Annotated in this window: 14 protein-coding genes; 5 read left to right on the plus strand and 9 right to left on the minus strand. The window is 64.6% G+C overall.

Going from position 1 to position 14,124, the window contains the following annotated elements:
- A complete protein-coding gene (locus LU688_RS18050; RefSeq protein ID WP_094011307.1) occupies positions 1 to 618 on the minus strand; it encodes a MiaE family protein in 618 nt (205 codons plus the stop codon).
- A gap of 157 nt (positions 619 to 775) precedes the next feature.
- On the opposite strand from LU688_RS18050, the gene LU688_RS18055 reads away from it, so the two are divergent.
- A complete protein-coding gene (locus tag LU688_RS18055) occupies positions 776 to 1,639 on the plus strand; it encodes a universal stress protein (RefSeq protein WP_104445121.1) in 864 nt (287 codons plus the stop codon).
- A gap of 81 nt (positions 1,640 to 1,720) precedes the next feature.
- The gene (locus tag LU688_RS18060) at positions 1,721 to 2,587 is read left to right on the plus strand and encodes a LysR family transcriptional regulator (RefSeq protein WP_094011305.1); all 867 of its coding nucleotides are present in this window, start codon (positions 1,721 to 1,723) and stop codon (positions 2,585 to 2,587) included.
- Here the strand turns inward: LU688_RS18060 and LU688_RS18065 are convergent.
- The 5 genes from LU688_RS18065 to LU688_RS18085 form a co-directional block, all read right to left on the minus strand.
- Complete coding sequence (locus LU688_RS18065) at positions 2,561 to 3,718, minus strand: HPP family protein (RefSeq protein ID WP_094011304.1); 1,158 nt, start codon at positions 3,716 to 3,718, stop codon at positions 2,561 to 2,563. The genes LU688_RS18060 and LU688_RS18065 overlap by 27 nt on opposite strands.
- Before the next feature lie 239 nt (positions 3,719 to 3,957).
- Entirely contained in the window at positions 3,958 to 5,277 is a 1,320-nt protein-coding gene (locus tag LU688_RS18070) for a sensor histidine kinase (protein ID WP_094011303.1), read from the minus strand.
- Positions 5,274 to 5,942, minus strand: coding sequence for a response regulator transcription factor (locus LU688_RS18075; protein ID WP_023632693.1), 669 nt, complete (start codon positions 5,940 to 5,942; stop codon positions 5,274 to 5,276). The genes LU688_RS18070 and LU688_RS18075 overlap by 4 nt, the downstream gene beginning before the upstream one ends.
- Positions 5,943 to 6,257, minus strand: a complete 315-nt coding sequence (locus LU688_RS18080; RefSeq protein WP_023632694.1) for a PepSY domain-containing protein — start codon at positions 6,255 to 6,257, stop codon at positions 5,943 to 5,945.
- Positions 6,257 to 6,565 (minus strand): PepSY domain-containing protein, encoded by a 309-nt coding sequence (locus LU688_RS18085; RefSeq protein ID WP_094011302.1) that lies wholly within the window; start codon positions 6,563 to 6,565, stop codon positions 6,257 to 6,259. Before LU688_RS18085 ends, LU688_RS18080 begins: the two co-directional genes overlap by 1 nt.
- A 194-nt stretch (positions 6,566 to 6,759) precedes the next feature.
- Here LU688_RS18085 and LU688_RS18090 point away from each other — a divergent pair, with 194 nt between their 5' ends.
- Entirely contained in the window at positions 6,760 to 7,839 is a 1,080-nt protein-coding gene (locus tag LU688_RS18090; protein WP_094011301.1) for a patatin-like phospholipase domain-containing protein, read from the plus strand.
- Between the two features lie 53 nt (positions 7,840 to 7,892).
- A complete protein-coding gene (queD, locus tag LU688_RS18095; RefSeq protein WP_023630589.1) occupies positions 7,893 to 8,249 on the plus strand; it encodes a 6-carboxytetrahydropterin synthase QueD in 357 nt (118 codons plus the stop codon).
- Between the two features lie 8 nt (positions 8,250 to 8,257).
- On the opposite strand, the gene LU688_RS18100 is transcribed toward queD, so the two are convergent.
- Both LU688_RS18100 and LU688_RS18105 read right to left on the minus strand, forming a co-directional pair.
- Entirely contained in the window at positions 8,258 to 8,863 is a 606-nt protein-coding gene (locus LU688_RS18100) for a hypothetical protein (RefSeq protein WP_031315091.1), read from the minus strand.
- Between the two features lie 71 nt (positions 8,864 to 8,934).
- Complete coding sequence (locus LU688_RS18105) at positions 8,935 to 9,402, minus strand: DUF1289 domain-containing protein (RefSeq protein WP_023630591.1); 468 nt, start codon at positions 9,400 to 9,402, stop codon at positions 8,935 to 8,937.
- A gap of 407 nt (positions 9,403 to 9,809) precedes the next feature.
- Here LU688_RS18105 and acnB point away from each other — a divergent pair, with 407 nt between their 5' ends.
- Positions 9,810 to 12,419: a bifunctional aconitate hydratase 2/2-methylisocitrate dehydratase gene (gene acnB / locus LU688_RS18110; RefSeq protein ID WP_023630592.1), complete on the plus strand. Its 2,610-nt coding sequence runs from the start codon at positions 9,810 to 9,812 to the stop codon at positions 12,417 to 12,419.
- 182 nt (positions 12,420 to 12,601) lie between these two features.
- On the opposite strand, the gene prpD is transcribed toward acnB, so the two are convergent.
- Entirely contained in the window at positions 12,602 to 14,086 is a 1,485-nt protein-coding gene (gene prpD, locus LU688_RS18115) for a 2-methylcitrate dehydratase (RefSeq protein WP_094011300.1), read from the minus strand.
- Between the last annotated feature and the right edge of the window lie 38 nt (positions 14,087 to 14,124).

A 14,124-nucleotide genomic window follows, 5' to 3' on the forward strand; every position in this document is an offset into this window, starting at 1 on the left:
TCAGGCGGCCTGAGCCTGGGGAATGCCGCTGTGGAAGCGTAGTTCCTGGTCGGGCGAGGTGATCAGCCCGACCTCCGCTTCGCGCACGTGCTCCACGACCCGGGCAATGTCCGCTTCATCGCCGTACTGGTGGGCCAGTTTCAAATAGCCTTGATAGTGCCGCGCCTCGCTCTTGAGCAGGCCGTGGTAGAAGGTGCCCAGTTCCTCGTCCAGGTGCGGCACCAGGGCGGCGAAACGCTCGCAGCTGCGCGCCTCGATAAAGGCCCCCACCACCAGGGTATCCACCAGTTTCACCGGCTCATGCGCCCGCACCAGCCGCCGCAGGCCCGAGGCATAGCGCCCGGCCGACACCGGCCGTAGCGGCACGCCGCGACGCTTCATCAGGCGCAGCACCTGCTCGTGGTGCACCAGCTCCTCGCGGGCCAGGCGCGACATCATGTTGATCAGGTCGAGGTGGGTGTTGTACTTGGCGATCAGGCTCAGCGCCGTGCTGGCGGCCTTGAACTCGCAATTCTTGTGATCGATCAGCAGGGTTTCCTGGTCGGCCAGTGCCGCCTCGATCCAGGCGTCAGGGGTGCGGCAACCCAGGAAGGCATCGATTTCAGGAATCAGGGACATGGTACTCACAATCGCAGCGGACATCGGCGGGACCGGCGATTATACCGGCGGCGCTGACGAGCGCCAGTGACTATGCTTGACTCAAGTCAACCGGTGGGAGCCGCCGCGCCGTCTATAGTCAGGCATTGGTCGCCATCCGCGAAAGGAGTTCACGTCCATGCAAGCCGTGCGCAGCATCCTCGTCGTCCTCGACCCCGAGCACGTCCATAGCCGGGCCCTGACCCGGGCCAAACTGATTGCCGGGGTGACCGGTGCGCGCCTGCACCTGCTGATGTGCGACAAGAAGCAGGACCACAGCGCGCTGTTGAGCCTGCTGAGCAGCCAGTTGCATGACGATGGCTACGACAATGTCACCCATGAACAGAAGTGGAAGGACAGCCTGCACCAGTCGATCATCCATGTGCAGCAAGCGGAAGGCTGTGAACTGGTGATCAAGGAGCACCGCCCGGACAATCCCTTGCGCAAGGCACTGCTGACCCCCAGTGACTGGAAGCTGCTGCGCGAGTGCCCCTGCGCGGTGCTGATGGTCAAGAGCGAATGCCCCTGGACCGGCGGCGTGATCCTGGCGGCGGTGGATGTGGGCAACCAGGACGAGGCCCATCGCCTGTTGCATGCCAGCATCATCGACCACGGCTACGACATCGCCAGCCTGGCCAAAGGCCAACTGCACGTGATCAGCGCCCATCCCTCGCCGATGCTGTCGGCTTCCGACCCGGTCTACCAGCTCACGGAGACCATCGAGAAACGCTATCGCGAGGCGTGCACGGCGTTCCAGGCGGAATTCGATATCACCGATGACAGGCTGCATATCGCCGAAGGGCCGGCCGACGTACTGATTCCCTATACCGAGAAAAAACTCGACGCGGTGGTGACCATCGTCGGTACCGTGGCCCGCACCGGTATCTCCGGGGCGTTGATCGGCAACACGGCGGAAGTGGTCCTGGATGCGCTGGAAGGTGATGTGCTGGTGCTCAAGAGCGAAGAGGCCACGGCACATCTGGCTGAGCTGGCGCGTGGCTGAACTGGCACGTGGCTGAACCAGCGCCCCAAACAGGTGCAATGGCTCTAGAATAGGCGCCTCTCCAGCCACAGAAGCAGCACCATGGACATCGATCAGGCCCGCACCTTCCTGGAAATCGTCCGCTGCGGCAGCCTGGTCGCCGCCGCCGAACGCCTGTTCGTCTCACAGACGGCGATTAGTGCCCGCGTGCAGCGCCTGGAGCAGCAACTGGGCTGCCAGCTGTTCGTGCGCAGCCGCAACGGCGCCAGCCTGACCACCGATGGCGAGGCGTTCGTCAGCTATGCCAACCAGCTGGTGCAGACCTGGGAAGCGGCGCGCCGTGACCTGCCGCTGCCCCAGGGCTGCCAGCAGGTGCTGCATGTGGGCGCCGAGGTGAGCCTGGGCAACCCGATGCTGCTCGATTGGGTCAGCGCCCTGCACCAGGAACTGCCCAGCCACGCCATCCGCAGCGAGGTCAGCGATGGCGAAGCGCTGCTGCGCAAGGTGGAGATGGGCTTGCTCGACGCCGCGCTGGTCTACCAGCCGACCTATGGCCCCGGCCTGCAGGTCGAACAGTTGATGGAAGAGAAGCTGATCCGCGTGCGCCGGGTCGATGCGCCCGATCCGTACATCTACATAGACTGGGGCGAAGCGTTCCGCCGCCAGCATGACGCCGCCCTGCCCGACCTGTCGCGCCCGGCCCTGAGCTTCAATCTCGGGCCCCTGGCCCTGCAGTTCATTCTCGAACACGGCGGCAGCGGCTATTTCCGCACCCGGGTGGTCCAGGCCTACCTGCAAAGCGCGGTGTTCGAGCGCGTGCCCCAGGCGCCGGAGTTCACCTACCCGACCTTCCTGGTGCATGCCCGCGAACGCGACAGCGAGGCATTGCAGCAGGCCTTCAGCGTCTTGCGCCGACTGTTGGCCGCTGGCGAAAGCGACTGGTCACAGCGCTGGGACCCGGTGATCTGAGCCCTGCGCCGCGGCAGTGAGCAGGTGCCGCTTGAGGCCGGCGATCAGGTCGGTCTGGGTGATCACCCCCACCAGCTTTTCGTCGTCGAGCACCGGCAGGCAGTGCAGCCCCTGTTCACTGAGCAACGGCAACAGGCGCTCCAGCGGATGCTGGCTGCCGACACTGACCACCCGCCGGCTCATCACCTGCTCCAGGCGCACCACCTTGCGCCGGAACAGGCCGCGCCAGCTGAAACGCCCACGTGTCATGGCCGGGCCGACCAGGTCGCTGAGGCTGACGATCCCCACCAGGCGTCCCTCTTCCAGTACCGGCAGGGTCTTGAGGTGATGGCCAGACAACAGCTTCCAGGCCTGATCGAGGGTGGTGCGCGGCGTTGCCCATTGCACGTCGCGGGACATCACCGAGCTGGCGGTGATGCCGCCCAGGCTGCGGTGCAGGGCGTGCTGCTCGGTGGCCAGGATGATCCGCTCCAGCTCGTCACGGGTGACATCGACGAACTCGCCGATCTCCTCCAGGGCCTGGTCCAGGTCCCCCGCGCTGATGCCGACCCGCTCGCCCGGCAGCGGGTCGTGGGTGTGGTGCAGGTCGCGTCGCGGGATCGCGCCCTTGGGATAGCGCACGCCGGTCAGACGGTTGTAGAGCACGGCCACGCCGACCAGGATCAGCGCATTGAGCAATACCGGCTCGAGCAGGTGGTCACCCATGGCCACCAGCCCCGGATCGGCCAGCACCGCGCTGGCCGCCACGCCGCCACCGGGCGGGTGCAGGCAGCGCAGCAGGCACATTGCCAGGATGGCGATGCCCAACGCCGCCGCCGCGACCCACAACCCATCGCCGAAGGCGTGGCGCATGGCCAGGCCTACGACAGCCGCCAGCGCGTAGCTGCCCAGCACGGGCCAGGGTTGGGCCAACGGACCGGAGTGCACGGCGAACACCAGCACCGCCGAGGCTGCGAGCGGGCCCAGCAGATGCAGGGCGATCGATGGCCCATAGGCCAGGCTGCAAAGATAGCCGGCGAGAAACAGGCCGAGCAGCGCGCCAAGGCCTGCACGCAACCATTCTCGGGGAGGGATGTTCAGCGGCGCCGGGAGCAGGCGCTGCAAGCGGGATTCGGGACGCGAGGCAGACATCGAGGTGACTTGATCGTGTTCTTCTGATGGTAAAAAGAAAGCCCAGCGCGACCGGCCTGGGCCCTGTGTTGCGCAATGCAGTGGCGCAAGGGGGCTCCGTCCTTGGAGAGATGGAAACCGCAAGGTTTCGTGGCCGGCATTGTGCCGGGCGCAGGTGGCGCTGGGCCAATTCAAAAAACTGCGGCTGTACTGCAATTTTTTTGCACGGTTGATCTGCCCCGCGATTGGGCCGGCTCCGATCAACGCCCCTTGCGCGGCAGTTCGATACTGACCCGTAGCCCGCCCAGCGGGCTTTCCAGCAGCGCGATGCGCCCACCCCAGGCCTCGACGATATCGCGCACGATGCCCAGCCCCAGGCCATGGCCATCGACCTGCTCGTCCAGCCGCGAACCACGCTCGAGCACTTGCAGGCGTTGCCCCTCAGGGATGCCCGGGCCATCGTCATCGACCCACAGCTGGTAACCCTCGGTGGTTGGCGCGATGCCCAGGCGCACCTCGCTGTCGGCCCATTTGCAGGCGTTGTCCAGCAGGTTGCCGAGCAGCTCCAGCAAATCCTCGCGGTCCCAGGGCAGCAACAAGCCTGGAGCCACGTCGCGCTCGAGCAGCAGGCCTTCGCCATGGATCATCCCCAACGTCGCCAGCAGCCCGGGCAGTTCGCCATCGCAGTCGAACTGCGCACCGGGCAAGGCATCGCCGGCCAGGCGCGCGCGGTTGAGTTCGCGGGCCAGGCGTTGCTGGATCTGCTCCAGTTGCTCACGCATCTGCGCGCGCACCTCGGGCAGCGCCTGCAGGCGTTCGCTGGCAGCCAGGCTGACAAGCACCGCCAGCGGCGTCTTCAAGGCATGACCGAGGTTGCCCAGGGCATTGCGCGAACGGCGCAGGCTGTCTTCGGTATGGGTCAGCAGGTGGTTGATCTGGTCCACCAGCGGCTGCAGCTCGCTGGGCACCTCGGCATCCAGTTGCGAGCGCTGACCCTGCTGCAACTGGGCGATCTGCTGGCGCGCCCGCTCCAGCGGGCGCAACGAGCGGGTCACGGTGAGGCGTTGCAGCACCAGGACCAATATCAACGCCACCAGCCCCAGGCCCAGGCCGATCTGTTGCATGCGCCGGAAGCCCTCACGCACCGGTGAATAGTCCTGGGCCACGCTGATCGAGATGTCCTGGCCCAGGCGCCGGTAGTCCCCACGATAGGCCAGCAGTTGCTGGCCCTCGGGGCCGAGTTCGTGACCGTCGTCCAGGCCGGGCTTGCCGGGCTTGGGCATGTCCATGTCCCATAACGAACGGGAGCGCCAGGTACCCTGGTCGAAATCAATGCGGAAGTAGTAGCCCGAGAACGGCTGCTGGTAGGCTGCCGACAGGCGTCGCTCGTCCAACTGCAGGCCGGACGGGCCACGCACCAGCGCCACCAGCAGGTTTTCGCTTTCCTTGCGCAGGCCCGCTTCCAGGTAACGCTGCAGGCCCGCCTCGAACAGCCACAAGGTCAACTGCGCCAGGACCAGCCCAACCACTACCAGTACCGCCACCAGGCCCAGGCTCAGGCGCGCCTGGATCGACTTCACGCAGCACTCCCGGCGTACACGTAGCCCTGGCCGCGGCGAGTCTCGATCACGCTACGCCCCAGTTTGCGCCGCAGGTGGTTGACGTGCACTTCCAGCACATTGGAATCACGCTCGGTTTCGCCGTCGTAAAGGTGCTCGGCCAGGTGGCTCTTGGACAGCACCTGCCCCGGATGCAGCATGAAATAGCGCAACAGGCGAAACTCGGCGGCAGTGAGCTGGACATCGACACCCTCACGACTCACGCACTGGCGCGACTCGTCCAGATGCAGGCCGGCCGCTTCCAGTTTCGGCTGGTTGGCCAGCCCCTTGGCCCGGCGCAACAGGGCCTGGATGCGCAGTTGCAGCTCCTCGGGGTGGAAGGGCTTGCTCAGATAGTCGTCAGCCCCGGCCTTGAGTCCCTCGATACGCTCGGCCCAGGAGCCACGGGCGGTGAGGATCAGCACCGGGGTGGGCAGGCCGCTCGCGCGCCATTGCCCCAGCACTTCGAGCCCCGGCAGCCCGGGCAGGCCCAGGTCGAGGATGATCAGGTCGTAGGGTTCGCTCTGGCCCTGGTATACCGCATCGCGGCCATCGGCCAGCCAGTCCACGGCGTAACCCTGGCGCTGCAGGGTGGCGGTCAGTTCATCGGCCAGGGGAACATTGTCCTCGACAAGCAGCAGGCGCATTCAGTCGTCTTCCTCGTCTTTGAGCAGCGCGCCGGTGCGGGCGTCGAGCTTGATCTCGCGCACCACGCCCGCCGGGGTCAGCAGTTCGACCTCGTACTCGTAGCGCTCGTGCTTCTCTTCCAGTTCCGCCTCCAGCAGCCGTGCCCCGGGGTAACGCCCCAGGGCGGCTTCGAGCAATTGCTCCAGCGGCAGGATGATGCCCTTTTGCCGAAGCTCCAGGGCTTCATCCTGGTCCAGGTCGCGCGCGGCGGCCAGCGAACAGACGGTCAACAGGGCCAAGGCCAGGTAGCGTGCCGTTCGCGGTAGTGCAGGCATCAGTTGTCTCGCTCGTCCTTCAGGACTTCACCGGTCTTGGCATCCAGGTCCACGTCCCATTCAACGTTCTGGGCATCACGCAGGTCGACCTTGTAGATATAACGGCCGTACTCGTTCTCGAGCTCCGAGTCGGTCACGGTGGCGCCGGGATGCTTGGCCACAGCGACGGCCTTCAGTTCATCCAGCGACTTGATGGTCTTGGCGTTCACCAGCTTGACCACTTCATCGGGCTGAACATCCTTGGCGAAGGCGGCATTGGCACCGAAAGCAAGGGCGGTGGCGGTGAACAGGGCAGTCAAAGTTTTCATGAGGTTCTCTCCAGCGAGATGTGCAATTTGTCTACGGGGTTAAGATTAACCACCGGTCCTTAACTCAACCTGAAAACAGCTGGCCGCATGATAGCGCAGCTTGCGGCCTTGTCGCGGCCACGTGGGGCGGTGATGGCATCGCCGCCTCGCAATAAAGCCCTATACTGCCCGCCTGCCCTGCCCGAGACCCCGCCATGAGCGCCATCCACATCAAGTATCCCGCCCTGACCTTCAAGGCCGGCCAGCGCGCCTTGCGGCAGATCCGCGAGCGCGGCCTGCTGGCCGCCGATGTCGGCGTGCTGCCGGGCGCCGCCGGTGGCCCCAAGCCCTTGGGAATCCAGGGCCTGGACCTGGCGCTGTTCGGTGAATGGCTGCCGACGGCACCACGGCAACGGGCATTGATCGGCGCCTCGATCGGCTCCTGGCGTTTCGCCAGTGCCTGCCTCGACGACCCGGTGGCCGGCATCCGCCGCCTGGGCGAGCTGTATACCGAGCAGGATTTCGCCAAGGGCGTGACCCCCAGGGAAATCAGCCAGAGCTGCCAACGCATGCTCGACGACCTGCTGCAGGGCCACGATGGGCAGATCCTCGCCAACCCGCACTATCGCCTGAACATCCTGGTGGTGAAGAGCCACGGCCAGCTCGCCCACGATCACCGCGGCCGCCTGGGCGTGGGGCTGGGCTCGGTGATCGCCAGCAACCTGCTGGGCCGCTCGCGCCTGGCCCGACACTTCGAGCGCGTGATCCTGCACGATCAACGTGCCGCGCCACCGCTGGAGGCGCTCACCGACTTCCCTTCGCGCAGCCTGCCACTGGACCTGGCCAACCTGCGCCACGCCCTGCTCGCCTCGGGTTCGATCCCGATGGTCATGGAGGGTGTACGCGACATCCCCGGCGCGGGTGCCGGCACCTACCGCGACGGCGGCTTACTCGACTACCATCTGGACCTGCCCTACCGCGGCGACGACCTGGTGCTCTATCCGCACTTCACCGACAAGGTGGTGCCCGGCTGGTTCGACAAGGCCCTGCCCTGGCGCAAGGGCGATGCCACGCGCCTGCAGAACGTGCTGCTGATGACCCCGTCGCCGCAGTACCTGGCCGCCCTGCCCTACGGCAAGCTGCCGGATCGCAACGACTTCAAGCGTTTCATGGGCGATGCGCCGAGCCGCAAGCGTTACTGGTACAAGGCCATCGCCGAAAGCCGGCGCCTGGGCGACGAACTGCTGGAGCTGATCGCCACCGGGCGGTTGCAGGATCGGTTGCAAGCCTTGTAGCGGGCATGCTGGTAGACTGCGCGCATTGTTGATTCACACAGAGTTATGCCAGCGTGGAAATTTTCAAAGAGTTCACATTCGAATCGGCTCACCGCCTGCCCAACGTCCCTGCCGGGCACAAGTGCGGCCGCCTGCATGGCCATTCGTTCAAGGTCGCCCTGCACCTGACCGGCCCGCTCGATCCGCACACCGGCTGGATCCGCGACTTCTCCGAGATCAAGGCGATCTTCAAGCCGATCTACGAGCAGCTGGACCACAACTACCTGAACGACATTCCGGGCCTGGAAAACCCTACCAGCGAAGTGATCGCCAAGTGGATCTGGGATCAGGTCAAGCCGCTGCTGCCGGAACTGTCGAAAGTGCGCATCCACGAGACCTGCACCAGCGGTTGCGAGTACACCGGGGACTGAACAGCCGCTCAGGTTTTCGGCCTAGGGTGTGGCGGCACGGGCACTTCGTGCACCTCCAGGCTTACCATTCCCCTGACCCCTTTCCAATCATCGAGGTACGACCGGGTCAAATCGCTGATGCGCCGCACGGCCTTGCCTTTTGGGCTGTACCACTGCAGATTGCAGCGCCGTGCGCCAGGCGCCAAGCTTGCAGGGTCGAGGCCTTCCAGCTGCCAAAGCGGCGCCGTAGGCTCATACCACCGGTAGGGCTCGGTCGGCACGTCGTACATGCCCAGGTAGCCATCGATGTTGGTATCAAGCACCCTCTCCAGCCTTGGCCAGAGCTCCAACGTAGCTCCCGAGTAAGCCGGCCGGATGTCGTAGGCGTACTGCTCGCCGAGCGCGTACACGCCGAACCAGAACGTATTGCACAATATTTTATCGGACTGGCGCGGCGGCTCGGGCTCGCATCGTACCCACCCATCATCACGGTCGCCGCTGTCGAACGTGACCCAGACAGGCATTGCCTCGGAGGCGGCCGGCGGCCAGTGGCGACAATCCAGGCGCTTGTCCTTATGCTGCCACCAGCAGCGTGCGTTGAAACACAACATGGGTTGGAACTGGTAGTAACTCAAGATGACTCTCCCGACCGTGAGTAGAGAGTCATCCTCGCCAGACCTGCCCACACAAGGCAGAGGGAAACAGGTTACTCACCGATCTGCTGCAGAAACGCCGGCGCGATGTAGCGCTGGTAGTGCGCCTCGGAGAGCAAAAAGAATTCCCGGTCGATGGCGTCGCGCAGCTGTGGCAGCTCCCAGTCGCGGAACTCCGGCAGCAAGGCCATCCCGTAGGCCTCCAGGTCGCGAATCATCCGCGCCCCGCGGGCGATCAACTGGTAGGCCCAGCAATATTCCGACTGCTGTGCCACATAGCGGATCGAGCGCTGTTCGAGCTGCTCGCGCAAGCGCGCTTTGTCGAACACTTCCAACTTGGCCATCATCACCTGCACCAGCAGTTGCTCCAGGCGCAGCCACACGGCGCGCTTCTGCTCGTCGTCGTAGCCGTTCCAGTGGATCACTTCGTGGTGAAAGCGCTTGCAGCCGCGGCAAACCAGGTCTCCGTAGACGGTGGAGCAGAGGCCGACGCAAGGCGTCTTGATGGATTGGTTGGACATGTAAAAACAACGGCTTGGCGGGGGAACACGGCCCCATGTTAGCCCTTTGTCTAACCAGGGTCACCCGTTAAAGTCTTCTTCGCCGCCTTACTTTCGGCTAATTTTTGCCGTAGAATCACTCCGCCTTTTCAAGGCAACCATGTCCGTTGGAAGCTGTTTTCAAAGCGTCACGAGCACAGTTCATCCGGTAGAACGGCGTTGGCCCTGTCCATGCGAGCGCATGGCCACGGCCAACCCCTCATCAGCCTTCCGTTCTACAGGCGTAAAACTTTGAAAACAGCTTCTGTAAGGATTCTCTGCGACCCTGGCTTGCCGGCTCAAAAAGCCGTCTTCAGCGCATGGGTGCAGGAGAATGCTGGATGAGCGTCCCGGACTCCCTTTAGGGACCACTGATGAGGGTAATAACTGTGCTTGAAGCCTACCGCAAACATATCGAAGAGCGTGCCGCTCTGGGTATCGTGCCCCAGCCGCTGAACGCCGAACAAACTGCAGGCCTGGTCGAGCTGCTGAAAAACCCGCCGGCCGGCGAAGAAGCCTTCCTCGTAGACCTGATCACCAACCGCGTTCCGCCAGGAGTGGACGAAGCCGCCTACGTCAAGGCCGCTTTCCTCTCCGCTGTCGCCAAGGGTGAAGCCAAGTCGCCGCTGATCGACCGCAAGCACGCCACCGAGCTGCTGGGTACCATGCAGGGCGGCTACAACATCGAAACGCTGGTCGCGCTGCTGGACGACGCCGAACTGGGCGCCGTCGCGGCCGAACAGCTCAAGCACACCCTGCTGATGTTCGATGCCTTCCACGACGTGGCCGAAAAAGCCAAGGCGGGCAATGCCCACGCCAAGGCCGTGCTGGAATCCTGGGCTGCCGGCGAGTGGTTCACCTCGCGTCCAGCCATCGCCGAAAAATACACCCTGACCGTGTTCAAGGTGCCTGGCGAAACCAACACCGACGACCTGTCCCCTGCTCCGGACGCCTGGTCGCGCCCTGACATCCCGCTGCACGCCCTGGCCATGCTGAAGATGGCCCGCGACGGCATCGAGCCTTCGCAGCCTGGTTCGGTCGGCCCGCTGGCGCAGATCGAAGCGGTCAAGGCCAAGGGCTTCCCGGTCGCCTACGTCGGTGACGTGGTCGGTACCGGTTCCTCGCGTAAATCGGCCACCAACTCGGTGCTGTGGTTCTTCGGCGACGACATCCCGTATGTACCGAACAAGCGCGCCGGTGGTTTCTGCTTCGGCACCAAGATCGCCCCGATCTTCTACAACACCATGGAAGACGCCGGCGCCCTGCCGATCGAGTTCGACTGCACCAACCTCGCCATGGGCGACGTCATCGACGTCTACCCGTTCAAAGGTGAAGTGCGCCGCCACGACAGCGACGAACTGGTCACCAGCTTCGAGCTGAAGACCGAAGTGCTGCTGGACGAAGTCCGCGCTGGCGGTCGTATCCCGCTGATCGTCGGCCGTGGCCTGACCGAGAAAGCCCGTGCCGAGCTGGGCCAGGCCCCATCGGACCTGTTCAAGAAGCCAGAGCAACCTGCCGCTTCGACCAAGGGCTTCACCCTGGCGCAGAAGATGGTCGGCCGCGCCTGCGGTCTGCCGGAAGGCCAGGGCGTGCGCCCAGGTGCCTACTGCGAGCCGAAGATGACCACCGTCGGCTCCCAGGACACCACTGGCCCGATGACCCGCGACGAGCTGAAAGACCTGGCGTGCCTGGGCTTCTCCGCCGACCTGGTAATGCAGTCGTTCTGCCACACCGCGGCCTATCCGAAGCCGATCGACGTCACCACCCACCACACCCTGCCAGACTTCATCCGCACCCGTGGCGGCGTGTCGCTGCGCCCGGGCGACGGCATCATCCACAGCTGGCTGAACCGCATGCTGATGCCTGACACCGTCGGCACCGGTGGCGACTCGCACACCCGCTTCCCGATCGGCATCTCGTTCCCGGCAGGTTCGGGCCTGGTGGCCTTCGCCGCCGCCACCGGCGTCATGCCGCTGGACATGCCGGAGTCGATCCTGGTGCGTTTCAAGGGCAAGCTGCAGCCTGGTATCACCCTGCGTGACCTGGTCCATGCCATCCCTTACTACGCCATCCAGAAAGGCCTGCTGACCGTCGAGAAGAAAGGCAAGAAGAACGCCTTCTCCGGACGCATCCTGGAGATCGAAGGCCTCAACGACCTTACCGTCGAGCAAGCCTTCGAGCTGTCCGACGCCTCGGCCGAACGCTCCGCCGCCGGTTGCACCATCAAGCTGCCGGAGAAGGCCATCGCCGAGTACCTGCAGTCCAACATCACCCTGCTGCGCTGGATGATCGGCGAAGGCTACGGCGATGCCCGCACCCTGGAGCGCCGCGCCCAGGCCATGGAAGCCTGGCTGGCCAAGCCTGAGCTGCTGTCGGCCGACGCCGATGCCGAGTACGCCGAAATCATCGAAATCGACCTGGCCGACGTCAAGGAGCCTGTGCTCTGCGCGCCGAACGACCCGGACGACGCCCGCCTGCTGTCTTCGGTACAGGGCGAGAAGATCGACGAAGTGTTCATCGGTTCGTGCATGACCAACATTGGTCACTTCCGCGCTGCCGGCAAGCTGCTGGACAAGGTCAAGGGCGGTATCCCGACCCGTCTGTGGCTGGCCCCGCCAACCAAGATGGACGCCCACCAGCTGACCGAAGAAGGCTACTACGGCATCTACGGCAAGGCTGGCGCGCGCATGGAAATGCCAGGCTGCTCGCTGTGCATGGGTAACCAGGCACGTGTACAGACCGGTTCGACCGTGGTCTCCACCTCGACCCGTAACTTCCCGAACCGTCTGGGCGATGCCACCAACGTGTACCTGGCCTCGGCCGAGCTGGCTGCTGTCGCTTCGATCATCGGCAAGCTGCCGACCGTTGAAGAGTACATGCAGTACGCCAAGGACATCGACAGCATGGCTGCCGACGTCTACCGCTACCTGAGCTTCGACCAGATCGCCGAGTTCCGCGAAGCCGCGGCCAACGCCAAGATCCCGGTGGTTCAGGCGTAAGCAGCTGCAAGTGGTAAGTTAAAAGCGGTAAGAAGAAGCCCCGGTAGAGATACCGGGGCTTTTTTATTAGAGGCGCCGGCCTCATCGCTGGCAAGCCAGCTCCCACAGGATCGCGCAGTGCTCAAGGTCAGCGCCAAACCTGTGGGAGTGGCTTGCCAGCGATGAGGCCGCAACAGACAACATCAAATCACGAACAGATCGACAAACCTGTGCACGGGCATTGCCTCCAGTCTCTCCTGGTCCTTGCACAACGCCACGATCTCCTCACAGCGCTGCCGCGCAAATCGCGTCGCCAGGTTCTCCCTGAACTTCGCCTCCAGCAATGGCATCCCCTCCTCCCGCCGGCGTCGATGCCCGAGCGGGTACTCCACCACCACTTGCGGCGTGTGCGAGCCATCCTTGAAGAACACCTGCACGCCATTGGCAATGGAACGCTTGTCGGCCTCCAGGTACTCGCGACTGAAGCGCGGATCCTCGACGATCACCATCTTCTCGCGCAAGCGGTCGATGCTCGGATGAGCGGCATGGAAGGCATCTTCGTAGTGCTCGGCCACCAGGTCACCGAATATCAACGGCACCGCCGTCATGTATTGCAGGCAGTGGTCGCGGTCCGCAGCGTTGGCCAGCGGCCCTTCCTTGGAAATGATGCGGATCGCCGACTCGTGGGTGGTGATGACGATGCGGTCTATCTCGTGCAGGCGGTTGCGCACCTGCGGGTGCAGGATCACCGCGGCTTCGCAGGCCGTCTGGGCATGAAATTCGGCGGGGAAGCTGATCTTGAACAGCACGTTTTCCATCACATAGCTGCCCAGCGGCTGCGGCAGGCGCAGCTCACGCTGCGCCTCGGGCTTGAGCGCCAGGTCCTTGTTGGAGTGGCTGAACGACACGTCATAGAACCCCCACTGCCTGGCGGTCAGCGCACCGGGCACACCCATCTCGCCTCGCAGCGCGATATCGGCCAGGCGCACGCCACGACTGGAGGCATCCCCCGCCGCCCACGACTTGCGCGACCCGGCATTGGGCGCATGACGGTAGGTGCGCAGGGCCTGGCCATCGACGAAGGCGTGAGAGAGTGCTGACAGCAATTGTTCGCGGCTGGCGCCCATGAGCTTGGCACACACTGCTGTCGAGGCGACCTTGACCAACAGCACATGGTCCAGGCCAACCCGGTTGAAGGAGTTCTCCAGTGCCAGCACGCCCTGGATCTCATGGGCCATGACCATGGCATCGAGCACCTCGCGCATGGCCAGGGGCGCCTCGCCATTGGCCACGCGCTTTTGCGACAGGTGATCGGTGACCGCCAGGATGCCACCGAGGTTGTCCGAGGGATGACCCCACTCCGCCGCCAGCCAGGTGTCGTTGTAGTCCAGCCAGCGGACGATGCAGCCGATGTCCCAGGCCGCCTTGACCGGGTCAAGGTGGTAGCTGGTGCCCGGCACGCGGGCGCCATGGGGGACGATCGTGCCTTCGACCAACGGGCCAAGATGCTTGGTGCATTCGGGGAAGCGCAGGGCCAGCAGGCCGCAGCCCAGAGTGTCCATCAGGCAGTGGCGGGCGGTGTTCAGCGCCTCGGAGGATGTGACGCGGTAGCCGAGCACATAGTCGGCGAGGGTCTGCAGCACCTGATCGTAGTCGGGGCGGGTGTTGAGGTCTACGTTTGCGCTCATTCGTGGCTCCTTGATAACAGGGGCCGCAAAGCGGCCCC

It is taken from the genome of Pseudomonas soli, from assembly GCF_021283165.2.
Lineage (GTDB): Bacteria > Pseudomonadota > Gammaproteobacteria > Pseudomonadales > Pseudomonadaceae > Aquipseudomonas > Aquipseudomonas soli.